The sequence below is a fragment of the Alishewanella sp. BS5-314 genome (assembly GCF_025377695.1).
GTDB lineage: Bacteria > Pseudomonadota > Gammaproteobacteria > Enterobacterales > Alteromonadaceae > Alishewanella > Alishewanella aestuarii.
The window spans coordinates 329,029-343,745 of record NZ_JACEHJ010000001.1; the positions used below are offsets into that span (position 1 = coordinate 329,029).

General features: G+C 49.9%; 11 protein-coding genes and 1 tRNA gene. 1 reads left to right on the plus strand and 11 read right to left on the minus strand.

From position 1 onward, the window contains the following. Positions 1–81: 81 nt before the first annotated feature. The 6 genes from H1D31_RS01555 to ycaC form a co-directional block, all read right to left on the minus strand. Complete coding sequence (locus tag H1D31_RS01555; RefSeq protein ID WP_261255356.1) at positions 82–2,262, minus strand: DEAD/DEAH box helicase; 2,181 nt, start codon at positions 2,260–2,262, stop codon at positions 82–84. Beyond that, entirely contained in the window at positions 2,259–3,875 is a 1,617-nt protein-coding gene (locus tag H1D31_RS01560; RefSeq protein WP_261255358.1) for a dsDNA nuclease domain-containing protein, read from the minus strand. The genes H1D31_RS01555 and H1D31_RS01560 overlap by 4 nt, the downstream gene beginning before the upstream one ends. A gap of 500 nt (positions 3,876–4,375) precedes the next feature. Beyond that, positions 4,376–4,462, minus strand: a tRNA-Leu gene (locus tag H1D31_RS01565). A gap of 293 nt (positions 4,463–4,755) precedes the next feature. Continuing rightward, positions 4,756–6,477: an esterase/lipase family protein gene (locus tag H1D31_RS01570; protein ID WP_261255359.1), complete on the minus strand. Its 1,722-nt coding sequence runs from the start codon at positions 6,475–6,477 to the stop codon at positions 4,756–4,758. 103 nt (positions 6,478–6,580) lie between these two features. Further along, positions 6,581–7,144: an antibiotic biosynthesis monooxygenase gene (locus H1D31_RS01575; protein WP_261255360.1), complete on the minus strand. Its 564-nt coding sequence runs from the start codon at positions 7,142–7,144 to the stop codon at positions 6,581–6,583. A 43-nt stretch (positions 7,145–7,187) separates the two neighbouring features. Next, positions 7,188–7,814: an isochorismate family cysteine hydrolase YcaC gene (gene ycaC / locus H1D31_RS01580; protein ID WP_261255361.1), complete on the minus strand. Its 627-nt coding sequence runs from the start codon at positions 7,812–7,814 to the stop codon at positions 7,188–7,190. Positions 7,815–7,956: 142 nt separating this feature from the next. Here ycaC and H1D31_RS01585 point away from each other — a divergent pair, with 142 nt between their 5' ends. Further along, complete coding sequence (locus H1D31_RS01585; RefSeq protein WP_261255363.1) at positions 7,957–8,862, plus strand: LysR family transcriptional regulator; 906 nt, start codon at positions 7,957–7,959, stop codon at positions 8,860–8,862. Here H1D31_RS01585 and H1D31_RS01590 read toward each other — a convergent pair. From H1D31_RS01590 to H1D31_RS01610, 5 genes are read right to left on the minus strand one after another with little or no spacing between them, the layout of a single operon-like run. Then, the gene (locus H1D31_RS01590) at positions 8,859–10,190 is read right to left on the minus strand and encodes a sensor histidine kinase (protein ID WP_261255365.1); all 1,332 of its coding nucleotides are present in this window, start codon (positions 10,188–10,190) and stop codon (positions 8,859–8,861) included. The two genes, H1D31_RS01585 and H1D31_RS01590, sit on opposite strands and share 4 nt — an antisense overlap. Further along, positions 10,187–11,509, minus strand: coding sequence for a sigma-54-dependent transcriptional regulator (locus H1D31_RS01595; protein ID WP_261255367.1), 1,323 nt, complete (start codon positions 11,507–11,509; stop codon positions 10,187–10,189). Before H1D31_RS01595 ends, H1D31_RS01590 begins: the two co-directional genes overlap by 4 nt. Before the next feature lie 3 nt (positions 11,510–11,512). Next, the gene (locus H1D31_RS01600; protein ID WP_261255369.1) at positions 11,513–12,694 is read right to left on the minus strand and encodes an ABC transporter permease; all 1,182 of its coding nucleotides are present in this window, start codon (positions 12,692–12,694) and stop codon (positions 11,513–11,515) included. Between the two features lie 10 nt (positions 12,695–12,704). Further along, positions 12,705–14,012, minus strand: a complete 1,308-nt coding sequence (locus H1D31_RS01605; RefSeq protein WP_261255371.1) for an ABC transporter permease — start codon at positions 14,010–14,012, stop codon at positions 12,705–12,707. 9 nt (positions 14,013–14,021) lie between these two features. Continuing rightward, complete coding sequence (locus tag H1D31_RS01610; protein ID WP_008951103.1) at positions 14,022–14,717, minus strand: ABC transporter ATP-binding protein; 696 nt, start codon at positions 14,715–14,717, stop codon at positions 14,022–14,024.

Consider the following 14,717-nt stretch of genomic DNA (forward strand, 5'->3'; position numbering starts at 1 on the left):
AGGAATGCTTGCTTTACATCTAAGCAAGCATTTTTATTATATTTAAAAATTGACCTTATAGAATAAATACTAGCAAGGAATTCAAATACCTAGCGCTCGCCTAATGAATGCCTGATCGACGTACCCAATAGATCTATTCCAAATATCTTGAGTATCGCGAAGATACTGGCTTAACACATCCACATCGGCTTGTTCTGGAAACTCCAACAATTCTACCAGTCTGTGTAACGTCTGAATAGGAATGCCCATTTCCTCAAGAGAGTTAACTCCTGGCGGTAAGTGGTGACTCTCAAACATCAATTTAACGTGAGTGTAATCAATTTTGTTGCTGAAGCCCCTCTTCAGCGCATTGTGTTTAACGACATCTTCCATCAAGCTGAGCACCTTCGGTAGTGTATATCCGAATGTATTTGTGATGATCTTCAAGTCATTGTTTAGATAGAAAGAAAGAGTATTTTTTTCCCCTTCAGATATCCTCTGCCGAGCGTGATCAATCTGATCTTTAATATACTCTGAATAGCTTGCCGCATTATAATAGGCTACAAGTTTTGCAACTATGACATCAGTCGGCTTAATCGGAACCCCATTTCGGCGGAATGTGTGAGGAACTAATCTGGCAATAATATTTGCGAAGGTCTTCATGAAGTTTGTCGCAGGTGTCCAGTGAAACACAAGCGAGGCAAATTCTTTGTCGTCCATCATTTCCAATATGCTTTGTAGTTCTTCTAGTTGTTCAACACGGAAGTACGAGTGTCTCTTAACGAGATTAATGGAAATGCGATCATCGCCAAAGACATTGTTGAAGCGATCTTGTGAAAACTCAGATAAATGATCTGGCTGAACATTTGCTAAGAGATTGAGCGGTGTACCAATGTCTTGAATTCCAAGTGGAATATCAATTTCTTGATTTAGTTTATCTTCAGGGATTGCTTCCAAACAAAAGATTTTGCCAACGAAGTGAACTCCCATTCGTCCAGCACGCCCTTTAATATTACCGTGAGTGAATTTATCGATGCTGCGTATCCCGTCGCGGTTGTCATATATTACGACGTTTTTTGCAACAGTATTAACTCCCTCAATTATTGTCGAGGTACAGAGTAGAAAGCGGAGTTTTCCAGTATTGAATTGATCTATAGTATATTGCTGCAGTGCTCTGGGCAGCGCACCAAAATGCAAACCTATGCCATTCTTGAGAGCAACAGTATAATCCCAATCGACATCGAATTCGTTACTGATCCATTCGATATGAGGATTCTTAAACGAGGTGCCATGTCCTAGCTTGATAAGCTCACGAGCGACTTGGCCTGCGACCGTTGGTGATTTGCAATAAATAATCGTTGCGCCCACACATCTGTGAGCTATCGCCGCCAAAGCGTTTTTCTTCGCAACATCATCCGTCGGTTTGATGTTGAATGTCTCTACATCTAATGCGACTGTATTGAAGTCAGTGGATACAAAGGTATGTGAATAACCTAGCCTTTCGAGACCATGGATGCCTTTAACAAACGGTCCGGTTAGGTAAAATTGCTTTGAAACCTTGAGCAGCTTGCTCAGCGCAATATTCAACTCGACGACTCTCTCGTCATGATGATCTACCTCGCCATTTTTAAATTGTCGGAATGCAAGCTTATAAAACTCGTCAATCACAAAAAGGTCGATGTCGACAATATCGTTTCGTTCATTAACCCGCTCTTGAGTTAACACGTAAACAACTTTATCAGAATGACATATTTGAGAACTATGGTGAATGATCTGGTATCTGTCACCGAACCTCTCATGCAATCGACGGCGAGTTTCGTCTGCTAGGGCCACAGTTGGAACTACCAAAACAAGCCTATGTAATGTGCCCAAACCTAGCAACGAATCTACGATAGCGCTTTTTCCCATGCTTGTCGGAGCACTGAGTACCACATTCTTGCCGGCCTTAAGCAAATCGAATATTTGGAATTGCATAGAATGGAAGACAAAGTTCTCTGAAAATGGCGTTCGGTACACATCAAGCACTCTGAGCTCTTCCGGCGTCAGATCGGAGAACTCTTTAACCAAATACGGAAACAAGCCAGATTTTCTCACCATATTTTTCAAGATGGTGGAGTGTGAAACAAAACGCTCCGGAACATCTAGAGCGCGCACGATTAAGTCCCGCCCGAGGTCTCTCGATACAGGGTTGGACAGTAACTTGTTAATAGCATGCAGGTATTTGAAGCATGAAAAGCATTCATCGCGAAGGCTGCTTTTCGCTTCCTCATAGACCAACGTCATATGGCCTCCTTTACTTTACTCTCAACCAACTGGGTCAACCGATCAAGACTCGGAGCAGGATAGATGAATACCTGGACGCAAATTCCCGTGAATGGAGAATTGTCCTTTAGATCCGAAGCAAATTTGTCAAAAAGCTCTACCGTTTCTTTTTCTAAGTCATCCTCGTAGCCTAACGTTTCTGGTTCAGTAAGTAATTTTGAGTTGTAACCTACAAACAGTACGAAAGTAAATCGATCTAGGTGGACATCGAAAGGTTGGCTGCCGTCAAGAATTTCATTGATGTCGTGACGAAGTAAGTAGTTATCATCTTTGATGTCTAGTATTTTCTTGCGAGCCACATCGATACACTCCAATATCTCTGCGTACAACTGATCACGTATCTCTGGTAATCTCACTGCAATGTCGATATCAGTTACCAACTCACTGAAGCCAATCCAAAGCTGATCATCATCTGGATCCCGGCGAACGATGTGTACGTTTTCAAGAATTTTTTCCGTTCCATTCTTTTCCATAAAAAGTAAACAGGGTATCGGCTGGCTATCGTGATATTGCCTGATCGTCGCATGCAACAGCACTCGGCCCAGGAATTCCCTAACGTCATTTAGCGAGTTGAAAACAGATTGTTTTAGCTGCTGTCGCTTTTCAACTAATGTGAGCTTCAGACTATCAGCCATTTCGTTAGGACGGAGAAAGACCTCATCTAACCATTGGCAGATATTGTCTGCGATGTGCTTATAGCGATATTGCTTGAGTGTATATTGCTGATGCAGGACTTGCCCTTTGCGCTTAGCGCAGGTCGAAATCATTTGAGCTCTGAATGGGGTCAATATATGCGGCAAATCTCTTTTGACATAGATTTTTCGGCCTGAACGAGATTGATCATTTTCTACATATTGCTTAAACCATTTAAGAAGATCGGACCGAGAGTAAGACTTGTCATCAATACTATTGATGCGTCGAGATAGTTCGCCTTTAAGTGTCACAGAGTGAAGAATATCGCACCAGATATCCTCTGCGACGGTTTCGGAACTGAGAATAACTCCATGAAGATCATTAGAGGCAAGTCGTATGTTCTTTATACCCAGTAGTTCCAATTCGCGAAGAGAGGAAAATACTTCCCATGTTGCCGAATCGACCCAATCTGAAACACAAATACCAGAGTTTGTTTGATAATTGTTAGTCCGTAAGTTCAGATCATCAATTAGCTCCTGACGACCAGGCTTGCCGTGCCTAGCGTTCTGACTGATTAAAAGGTACTCGAGGGTATTATTAACTTTTTCCTCTGTTACTATGGAGTATCTTCTGCCAAAAGCTGGATCCGACTTACACTGCATCGATTTATGCAAAATTGAGCTGTGTGGAATGGTTTTTTTGTTGCTTCCCTTGGAATTCAGAGCGAGTTGTGCAGTGCTCCATCGCAATTTGTCGGTACTTTTTACCTGAACGAAATCAATATAACCGTCATATACAATATCAATGTCATCTGTGACCTCACAGCGAACACTTCGAATATTCTTGTCTCGGAGCATTCGAGTAACATGATAAGCAGCTACGCAGTCCTGAAATAGAAAACCGTGTTTTGCAGCTACACCACCTGAATCGTTTGATTCCATTTCAACATCCATGACTATATTTCGGGAATTTAAGAAGTATATTAAAAACTAAAAATCCCACCCCCTTACAAGCTCTCTCAACGCAAGCGTTACTCGAGCTAATTATTTTTCTTGGAGAAATGAGCCAGAATTTATACTCTTTGTACCAGAGTCTGCCACAACCCTAGATATAAAAACCACTAGTTAGGTTAATTATCAAAGGAATATCAAGAGCCATTTTGAAATTTGCTAGGTATTAGTAAAAGTTAGAAGTGTCAAAAATGTAATTATAAAGTTAAATTTTAAGTGGGGAGCCATTTTAAATTTTTGAATCAAGCCAAATGCATTCTTGCAGCTGAATTTTATAAAACCGATTCAACTTTCGATTAGTTTCGATGCTAGCATTGAAATCAGACTGTTATTTCGATAACGCTTGAATATTATGGTTTAATTTCAACAACTAAAGATCAATCGCGATTAGAAATACCAGGTTTGGAGGAGTTAGTAATACTTATCTATTATGGTGCCTAGGGCCGGACTCGAACCGGCACGTTGTCGCCAACGGTGGATTTTGAATCCACTGCGTCTACCAATTTCGCCACCCAGGCATTGAGAGGACTTTTTTTATCTGTATCTAGTGTAGCTACAGACCTTTACAAAACTTTACAAGCTTTTTTACGAGCTCTTATTTCTTTAACTCTAAACTATTCAAATAGTTAAGTCTACCTTTTACGAAGACGCGTTGCATTTTGAATCCGCTGCGTCTACCGATTTCGCCACCCAGGCAGAGAGGAGTTGTTTGAGGTAAACGCCTGCATTATACGATGCCGCTTAGCAGGCGCAAGTGCTTTCTCGCCCCTTTTTCCGGCCCCCCGCTTCAACTGCTGAAAATAACAGCAACTCAGTTGGCGCTTTGCCAGGCGGTTAGCTGCTGCAGAATAAAGGCAATCGCCTCTGGTGATTGATAAGAGTCGTGTTTAGACGGCACTATCAGTTCAGCCTGTGCCTGCGGTAAGTGCGCGCTGTGGTAGCTGACCACACCATCATTCAGGCCGGGGCATACTAATGGAGTTTGGCAGCGCTTGGGTCTGTTATTGCCAATTACCGAATACACCGGCACCTGCGGCGGTAACTTACTCAGCTCCTGCAGCAGTGGGTGGCCGGGCGACAGCACCCGTACGCTATCTGGTCCCTGTGCTGACATATAAGGCCGCATTTCGTCAGTCAGATAATGCATGCGCTCGTCTTGCCACAATCTGGAAAACACCTGATACATACTGCCGGGTAAGCGGATTAACGAGCTGGCAAGCCGGCCGGCCAGGCCACGCGCCTGGTCACTGCCCTGATGCGGTGTATCAAGAAAAACGACAGCACTGACATATGGCTTTGGTGTTAAGAAAAAGATCTCGCGCAGCGGTTCTAAGGCCTGCTCCTCGAGCCTTAACTGTTCTGGTGCCACCTTAAAGGTGCGATCCCACAAGGCGTTGCCACTATCGACCACCATAGTCCGGCTGATAATACCGCCCATACTATGCCCAATCAGCCACATTTGCGCCAGCGCCGGTGCAGTAGCCGCCGTATTACTGACAGCTAAGTTGTGCAACTCTGCCCGCAGTTGCTCCAGCTCACGGCGTAGCCGCATCGCGTTGAAAAAGGGGGGCGGACCTGTTGGGTAAAAGGCATGCCAGATTTGATAACGTTTGGCCAACTGCGGATCGGCATAGATGGCCCAGCTTAAACGCCGCCAGATCAGCGGGCTGGAATATAAACCGTGGATCATCAGGATCGGAATTTTATCGGTAACCAGCGGCTCTATCACGTAGATCCCAAGCTTACTTTCAACCTCAGCCGCACGCAGCAAACCGGTCAGTTCAAAGCGGTCAACTTGCGCCGCTTCGGCCAGCAATAAATAAGGTGTTGCCAAATCATAATGCACCGGATAACGCTGCTCGCCAAGCTGCAACTCCTCAGCCTGAGTCATCACCCGGGCCTGCAGCCGCAGCACCGGTTGCACCGGGTTTCGAAAATCAAAGCCTGCCGGTAACACTGTCACAGCGCGAAAAATCCCTTCCGGCGGATACCAGCGATCCCGTCCCTGCCCCGTGTTCGGTCGCTGCCCAACCAGGCTAATGCCAAGCGCCTGCACCGCAGGAGCCTGCATTAAAGGATCTTTAGCTTGCACATCAGCGGCCAACGTAAAGTGGGTCAGCGGTAAGCCGTCGTCTGACAAAACTTCTAACTGTAATGCCAGATAGGCAGGTTGTTGTGCAGCGGGTTGTTGTGCAGCGGGCTGTAATGCCGCTCTGACCAGTGGTAATAAGGCGGCATTGTACAGCGCTATGGCCGCTTGCCGTTCGCTGTCGCTTAACGGTTGCGCCAGCCAGCGCTCAGCACAGGCTAATTGCAACAGATAGAGTTGGCCACTTGGCGACTGGGCGCGTAGTGCCTGACAATAGCCAGCGATACTGGCAGCATCTTGCTGCTGTAAACTAATAAAGCGGTAAGCCAGTAGACTGGTTACCGGATCCAATGCCGGTGCCGCGGTTTGCTCAAGCTTGATAAAACGGGTGTTGCTGCAGCCAACCAGGTGCAGCAAGATTACCAACACAGCCAAATAGCGCATGCTTTTCGTTGCTCAGCATAAGTTCATCCGCTAATCATGGCAGAAAAGTATCAAGCAGGGAAAGCCGGGCTGGCACAGCAGCCCGGAAAAACTCAAAGCACCTTCAGCGAAACAGCCATTTCGCCAACAGCGGCACTAATCTTGGCATGACGACATAAATCACCAGAGCGACAATGATGGCCGCTGAAAAGACATGCCGCACGCCGAACCATTGTAAAAACGGCAGTAGCGCAAACAGCGGTTGTAACAGCAAGGGGACCAGCATTGTTAGCACGGCAATCACCGCTGTGGTCAGTAACCATTGTTTCCAGCGCACCGGATGTGGCGACTGCGGGTTCATCGGTTCAAACCAATAATCAATACCAGACAGAATTTGCACATTCTCCGGCACCGCCAGGCAGGGCTTGACCTGTTCAATTAACGTGGCCCGCTCAGCAGAGCTTAACCAGCGCTCGGCATCCTGCTGGCTGGAAAAACGCACCGAAATACAATAACGCTGCTGACCGGCAGCTGGCTTTAGCACCACAACTCCCTGATGACCAGGAAAGCCCGCCGCAACCTGGATAATATCAGCAAGCCATTGCTCATACCGCTGCTGCTGCTCAATCCTGACCTGATGGTCAATGCCGACCGAGACGCCGGCCTTGGTGCTATGCTCAGTAGTCATGTTCTGGCTATCCCGGGGCCTGCCAGCGCAGGCCCGTTGCCGATTACTTATTGGCGGTCAGGGTCACATAGCTGTTGATCAAATTGCGGTAATCCGGAATATGATTAGAGAACAACTGTCCCAAGCCCTCAATATCATTGCGCCAGTCACGGTGCAGTTCACAGGCGACACCAAACCAGGTCATCAGCTGGGCGCCAGCGGCTTCCATCCGTCGCCACGCCGAGTCGCGGGTCAGTTCGTTAAAGGTCCCGGAAGCATCTGTGACCACAAAGACATCAAAGCCTTCGGCCAGGGCTGACAGGGTCGGGAAGGCAACGCAGACTTCGGTGACGACCCCGGCGATAATCAGTTGCTTCTTACCGGTGGCTTTAATCGCCTGCACAAAGTCTTCATTATCCCAGGCATTGATCTGGCCCGGTCTGGCGATAAAGGGCGCTTTGGGAAAGATTTCTTTTAACTCTGGCACCAAAGGACCATTTGGTCCCTGCTCGAAGCTGGTGGTTAAAATGGTGGGCAATGCAAAATATTTGGCCAGATCGGCGAGAGCCAGTACATTGTTTTTAAAGCGGTCAGGATCAATATCTCTTACCAGTGACAGTAATCCGGTTTGGTGGTCGACTAAAAGGACGGCCGCATCCGCTTTATTTAATCTTACATAGGGTTTGTTCATCGTCAGGTCTCCTGTTTCATCCGAACAAAAAGGCTGTTTGGCACAGCCGGTACTACCCGGTAAGCTTATAGCAAGCTAAGAATAGCAGTAGTCCATCAGAATGCGACACAGCGTTCCATTCTGAGAACGAAGGAAGGGATAAATGCAGGATTTAAACGATCTTTATTATTTTGCCAAAGTGGTCGAGCACGGCGGTTTTGCCGCCGCCGGCCGCGCTTTGGGGGTAGCGAAATCTAAATTAAGCCGGCGTTTGGCCCTGCTCGAAGAGCGGCTGGGGGTACGCTTGTTGCAGCGCTCTACCCGGCAGCTGACGCTGACCGAGACCGGTAAACGCTATTATCTACATTGTCAGACAGTGCTGGTTGAAGCCGATGCCGCCCAGCAAACCATAGATGCGCTAAAGGCCGAGCCGGCCGGGGTGATTAGGCTAAGCTGCCCGGTGGGTTTGCTGCATTTTCATATTAGCCGGATGCTGGCTGACTTTATGACGCTATACCCGAAAGTCCAGATCCAGCTGGAGGCGACCAACCGTCGGGTCGATGTCATTGCCGAAGGCTTTGATTTAGCGCTGCGGGTCAGACCGCTGCCGCTGGAAGACAGCTCACTGGTCCTGAAAATCCTGTCCGACCGTGGCCAATGCCTCGTTGCCGCCCCATCACTGTTGGCAAGCTTTGGCGAGCCGGATACGCCGCAGGCACTGTTAAGTTTACCGGCGCTAAGCCGCGCCCGGCCGGAGGAGCCGCATAGCTGGCAACTGCAACACCGTGATGGCCAGCAACTGCTGCTGCATTTTCAACCACGCTTTGTCACCACTGATATGCTGGCGCTGAAAACGGCAGCTCTGGCTGGGACTGGTATCGTCCAGCTACCGCAGCTGATGCTATTAGCGGAATTGGCAAGCGGACAACTGGTGCGTTTACTGCCGGACTGGGAGCCCAAACGCGAGGTAATCCATCTGGTATACCCATCAAGACGCTGTTTGTTACCTGTGGTGCGGGCATTGATCGATTATCTGGCGGCACAGTACCAGCTGATTAACGAAGACTAGATAGCCGGCAAACTAAAGCGTACCAGCAAACCACCGGCGCTGTTCTGCAATTGCAAGTCGCCGCCGTGGGCCTGAATAATGTCGCGGCATAGCGTCAGGCCGATCCCCGAGCCACCGGTTTTGGTCGTATAAAAGGGCGTGAGTGCTTGTTGTAGCTGAGCTTCAGCCATACCACCGCCCTGATCCCGCAGTTCAAAGATCAACCGCTCTGCAGTTTCATGCAGCGTCAGGCTAATCTGCTCCGGTGGTGAGCCGCTTTCGTGGGCATTTTTTAGCAAATTCACTAATAACTGACTTAGCTGCGCTTGGTCAGCCTGCCAGGGGCGCCGCGGTAACTCCCCCATTAACTCAAACTCATACTGATCCTGCAGCTCATTAATTAGCTTTACAAAATTAAGCGGTGCCAACGTCGGTGGCGGTAACTTGGCAAACTGAATATAGGCCTGCAAAAACTGATTCAAACTCTGACAGCGTTCGCTGATGGTATTAAAAATATCTGATAACTCAGTCTGTTGCTGCCGCTCTGCCACAACCTTACCGGAAAATGCCAGCGACGATAGCGGCGCCAGCGTATTATTCAGCTCATGACTGATCACCCGCAGCAAGCTTTTCCAGGCGTTCAGCTCCTCACGGGCGATCTCACGGCTCAGGGGTTTCAGAACATATAAGCGATGCTGCTGGTTGTGCAAATGAAATTGGCTTAGTGCCAGATGCCAGACGCTTTCCCCCTGTTGGTTCAGACGCATTAGCCCACTACGTCCGGCCTTGACTGCCGCAGCCAGTTCCGGCCAGGGCGACACCAATGGAGCCAGAGCCATACCGCTAAAGTCTTTACCACCATACAACAGCTGGCGGGCAGCCGGATTACACAGTAGCACCCGCTCGCGATCATCGGTCAGGATCAGCGGCCCCGGATTGCTCTGCACCAGCGTATCGAGCAAGAGCTCGCGCTGATACAGGCTATTACGTTGTAACCGTAGCTGTTCACTCATTTGCTGCAGTTGCGCCGCCAGCGGTTTTAATAAGCGTAATTGCTGCGGATTGGCACCGGTATTAAAACTGCCATCCTGCAAATTCTGGGCATGTAAATTCAGCGCCGTTAGCTCTCGCGTCAGCGGCTGCAATTGCCAGCGTACCAGTAACATCAACAGCGGCAACAGTAACCACAGCGCAACTAACAAGGTCTGGGCTAACGCCGGGTTTAACCACTGCCACTGTGCTGCCAGGCCCAGCAGCACAGTTAGCCCCAGCAAACCGAGCAGCAAGGCCAGATTCAGCCGCACTACCGGCTGTTGCAAAGCCTGCAACCAGCGCTGTCGCCGACTCATGGTAATTTAATCCCGTAAAATTCCAGCCGCCGGTAAAAGGCCTGCCGGCTTAACCCCAGCTGTTTAGCAGCGCGTGACACTATACCGCCGGCCTGCTCCAGTGCCGCCAGCAAGCTGGCCTGATCGATATCATCCAGCGCTTTGCGGCCTGACACTTCAGCGGCAATACCAAGATCAGCGGCAGTAATTTGCTCGCTACTGGCCAACAGCGCCGCCCGTTGACAGACATTCTGCAGCTCACGCACATTGCCTGGCCAATCGTAGTGTAACAGCGCCTGCTCGGCGTCAGCGCCCAGGGCCTTGTTGCCCGCTAAAAAGTGACGCGCCAGTGGCAATATATCGTCTGGCCGTGCCTTTAATGGCGGCAATCTGAGCTCCACCACATTTAAACGATAATACAGATCCTGACGAAAGCTGCCGCGACTAATCGCTTGTTGCAAATCACTATTGGTCGCACTGATCACCCGCACATCAACCCGGCGCGTCTGGCTGGAGCCGAGCCGCTCAAATTCACCGCTTTGCAGCACCCGCAATAGTTTAATCTGGCCAGCCAATGGCAAATTGCCAATTTCATCTAAAAACAAGGTGCCGCCATCGGCCGCTTCAAAGCGCCCGATCCGGGTTTTGCTTAGGCCACTATAGGCCCCAGCTTCGGCTCCAAACAGCTCAGCCTCCATCAGCTCTGCCGGCAGCGCGCCCATATTGACCTTCAGAAACGGCTGCTTACTGCGGCTGGAATTAGCATGCAGCACACTGGCGATACCTTCTTTACCGGCACCATTCGGGCCGGTGATCAGTACCGCCGCTTGTGACGGCGCCAGTTGCAGCGTCATTTGCAGCAGCTGTTGCATCTGGCGGCTGGCAAACACCAAACCACAGAGCTCTTTACCGGCAAACAGGCTTTGCTGATGTTGCAGTGCCAGTTGCTGTTGCTGCTGCAGTTGCGCCAGCCTGACGGCATTGGCAACAGTCAGCAACAGACGCTGGTCATCCCAGGGCTTGGCGATATAGTCCACCGCACCGGCTTTCACCAGTTCAACTACCATACTGAGCTGGGTCCAGGAGGTCATCAGAATAATAGGTAGCGCCGGAAACTGCTGGCGGATCTGATAAAATAGCGCCCGTCCCTGTTCGCCATCACTGACGCCGGCGGCAAAATTCATATCCTGCAGCAGTAAATCAGGCTTAGCACTGGCCAATAGCGTCAGTGCTTCAGCCGGTGTTGCCGCCAGCAAGACCTGATAGCCGTGCAGGCTAAACAGCGTTTGCAGCGCTCCCCCTATGGCCGGATTATCATCAAGTACCAGTATTTTTATCATTTATTATAAGGTCTTAGTTGCCGTAGCCGGAGATACCCGGGTCGCTAAATGAGCAGGATACCATGTTGCCAAACTGACACAAAGTAACAGTAACACCAGGCTGGCCGGTAGCAAAAACCATGGCAGCGCCGGCATACTCAATACCTTAGCCAACTGCTGCTGCAACAGCAGCGCCAGCAGCATACCGGCAGCGGCGCCGGTTAGCGTAGTCAGCCAGCTCTCCGTTAACACCTCCAGCATAATCCGCGGCCGGCTGGCACCCAGTGCCCGCTTAATGCCAATTTCTTTTTGCTGCTGTACGCCATGAAACAGCGCATGGCTATAGGCTGAAATCATGGCTACCAGTAACATCAGTGCACTTAGTACCGCCAGCAGTGTCGCCAGCCCGCTTTCACTACGAAATAGCGTTTGGTGTAATTCCCGGAAACTCTGAATAGTGCTGATATCAGTTTCCAGTTCTACCCCTCTCAGCACCTGAGGTAGCTGCTGGCGTACCTGATCCAGTTGACCAGGAGCCGTTTTTACCAGTAACTGATAACCATAATCGGCGCCCGGTAAACTGTAATAACTATAGCTGGCATAATACTGATCATCAGCATAACGCTGCATAAACACATCCGCGACCACTCCGACCACAGTGCCGCGGCTCACGGCTTGCCCAACCGGACTTTGCTCACCGAACAAGCGTTTCGCCAGCTTGTCACTGATCACCAGAGCATCGGTACCCTGATCGGTTTCTTCCAGCCAACGCCCCTGCAGCAATTGTAAGTCCAGCACTTCTTTTACCGCGATGCCGTTAATTTGCACCGGCACCATACCAACATCTGTGGTTTCCTGTTGGTCTGGTACAAAAATATTGCCATTCATACCACCAAATACCAACGGACTCTGATTACTCCAGCTAGCTGCCTGCACGCCAGGTACAGCCCTTATTGCCGCCAGCTGCCGCTCAATCAGTTCATCCAGCGCGGGTTGCTTGCGCAGTTCTGGCAGAGTGGGCTTTAACCTCACCTGTAACACTTGGTCCAGTTGTAAGCCGGTAGCCTGATTCGCCAGCTGCCTTGCCTGCCAGGCTAATACTGCACTATTCGTTAGCAACGCCAGCGTTAACGCCAGCTGGATCAGCAATAGTACGGTTACGACCTTACGGCGCAGTAAAGACTTTAACAATAATGAAAAGCTCATCGTCAGATCCTCAGGCTTTCAGTTGCTGATTCAGCGGGCTATAGGAAGCACGCCAGGCTGGATACAAGGTCACCAGATAGCTCGATAGCAGGGCAACAGCCAGCATCGCTAACAGCAGTGGTGGCTGCCAGTTGGTCAATGCCGAGGTTGCCGGCAATAAGCTGTTAGTCAGTAGCAGCATCAGTAAGGCAAACAGTAAGGCCAGCGTAAAGGCCAGCAGGCCATTTACCAGTACATCAGTCAGCAGTTGGCCTTGCAGCTGTAACCGGCTGGCACCTAGGGCGCGGCGCAGACTAAATTCAAACTGGCTCGCCAGATAACGATTTAATGACAGGTGGCTGGCATTGAATAGACACACCAGCAAGAACAGCAAGGACACCAACGCAAAGGCGTCGAGCTGGCGGTTGCGGGCATTAAAGGCATCGGCGATGTCCAGAATGTTGTGCAGTTTATTGGCATTGGGCCGCGGATGACGACCGGCCTCTTTTTCACTAGCCACTAAATTATCCATAAATTGCTGATATGCCTGTACCTGCTCCGGCGTGTCTAACTGCACCCAGAACTGTGCCTGATAAAACTCGCCTTCCCGTGCCAGACTGGAAAAATTACTGTTGTAATCCAGATCATCGCGGATCTGCGTGGTGGTATTGGATTTAAGCGCCAGATCGTAGGCGGTTTCCCACGGCAGATAGATCTCTTCAACCTGGTTGCTGGCCAAGCCATTATTAACATCGTAAAGCCGGGGTAACATCTGCCAGTTATCCAGCACGCCAACGATCGTATACAGTTCGCCGTCCAGTAACAGGCGTTCACCCACGACAGCAGTGCGGCCAAAAAACTTGATTGCGGCGTTAGCGTGCAACACCAGCTCCATCCGGGCGCTGTTATCGGCCCAGGTTTGGCCGTGCAAAAAAGGCACGTTAAAAAGTGTAAAGAAATCACGCTGGGTTACGCGGATGCTGACCGGCGTTGGGCCATTGCTGGTTTCCGGTAGACGGGCGTAACCGGCACTTTGGAACATCCCGGCCTGAGCACTGGGAATACCCGAGCTGCTGAGTTTTTCCACCAACCGATAATTATGGATCCGTAGCGGCTCGGTACAACTGTCACAGGCCTGCTGTACCGCGTTGATCCGCGGGAAAAACAAGGTCTGACTTTTCTCTGGCAGAGGATCGCGGTTCATCCAGTAATATAGCGTCGCGTTACTGAAAAACACGCCCAGGCCAATACTTAAAATCATCAGCGTCAACGCATAAGGCAGTGGCGCCCGTTTGATATTGTGCAGCGACAGCCGCAAATAGTAGCTAAAGTTTTGCATTGGGGCCCCTTACTGATTGACAGCCAATGGCTGATAAACTGTGGCTTCGCTGAGCATGCCATCAACAATTTGCACATGCCGGCCAGCGCGACGTGCCTGCTCAGGATCATGGGTCACCATTAAAATGGTACAACCTTCACGGTTAAGCTGCTCCAGCAACTCCATCACCTGCCGTGCCATTAACGAATCCAGGTTACCGGTAGGTTCATCCGCCAGTAAAATGCGGGGTGAACCGGCAAGAGCCCGGGCAATTGCGACGCGCTGCTGCTGACCACCAGATAATTGCCCTGGTAAATAGCTGCGCCGCCCAGCCAGCCCTACCCGCTCCAGTGCCTGCTCTACGCGCTGTTTACGCTCGGCACTGCTAAAACCACGATAACGCAGTGGCAGCTCAATATTGTCGTAGATGCTGAAATCTTTGATTAAATTAAAACTCTGAAAAATAAAGCCGATTTTTTCATTTCGCAGTGCCGACAAAGCGCGGTCCGTTAAGCCTTGCACCGCCTGACCATCGAGCAGGTATTCACCGCTATCAAAGCTTTCCAGGGTGCCCAGAATATTCAATAGTGTGGATTTACCTGAGCCGGACGGGCCGGTCAGGGCGACAAATTCACCTTCGCTAACGTTCAAATGAATATCGCGCAGCGCCTGGGTTTCAATCAGCTCAGTACGAAAGGCTTTATTTAAGTTTTTGATGCTTATCAT

Coding starts and splice junctions, on each gene's coding strand:
- H1D31_RS01555 (WP_261255356.1), bottom strand. CDS start 2,262: ATGACGTTGGTCTATGAGGAAGCGAAAAGCAGCCTTCGCGATGAATGC.
- H1D31_RS01570 (WP_261255359.1), bottom strand. CDS start 6,477: ATGCGCTATTTGGCTGTGTTGGTAATCTTGCTGCACCTGGTTGGCTGC.
- H1D31_RS01595 (WP_261255367.1), bottom strand. CDS start 11,509: ATGATAAAAATACTGGTACTTGATGATAATCCGGCCATAGGGGGAGCG.
- H1D31_RS01590 (WP_261255365.1), bottom strand. CDS start 10,190: ATGAGTCGGCGACAGCGCTGGTTGCAGGCTTTGCAACAGCCGGTAGTG.
- H1D31_RS01600 (WP_261255369.1), bottom strand. CDS start 12,694: ATGAGCTTTTCATTATTGTTAAAGTCTTTACTGCGCCGTAAGGTCGTA.
- H1D31_RS01560 (WP_261255358.1), bottom strand. CDS start 3,875: ATGGAATCAAACGATTCAGGTGGTGTAGCTGCAAAACACGGTTTTCTA.
- H1D31_RS01585 (WP_261255363.1), top strand. CDS start 7,957: ATGCAGGATTTAAACGATCTTTATTATTTTGCCAAAGTGGTCGAGCAC.
- H1D31_RS01575 (WP_261255360.1), bottom strand. CDS start 7,144: ATGACTACTGAGCATAGCACCAAGGCCGGCGTCTCGGTCGGCATTGAC.
- H1D31_RS01605 (WP_261255371.1), bottom strand. CDS start 14,012: ATGCAAAACTTTAGCTACTATTTGCGGCTGTCGCTGCACAATATCAAA.
- ycaC (WP_261255361.1), bottom strand. CDS start 7,814: ATGAACAAACCCTATGTAAGATTAAATAAAGCGGATGCGGCCGTCCTT.
- H1D31_RS01610 (WP_008951103.1), bottom strand. CDS start 14,717: ATGATAAGCATCAAAAACTTAAATAAAGCCTTTCGTACTGAGCTGATT.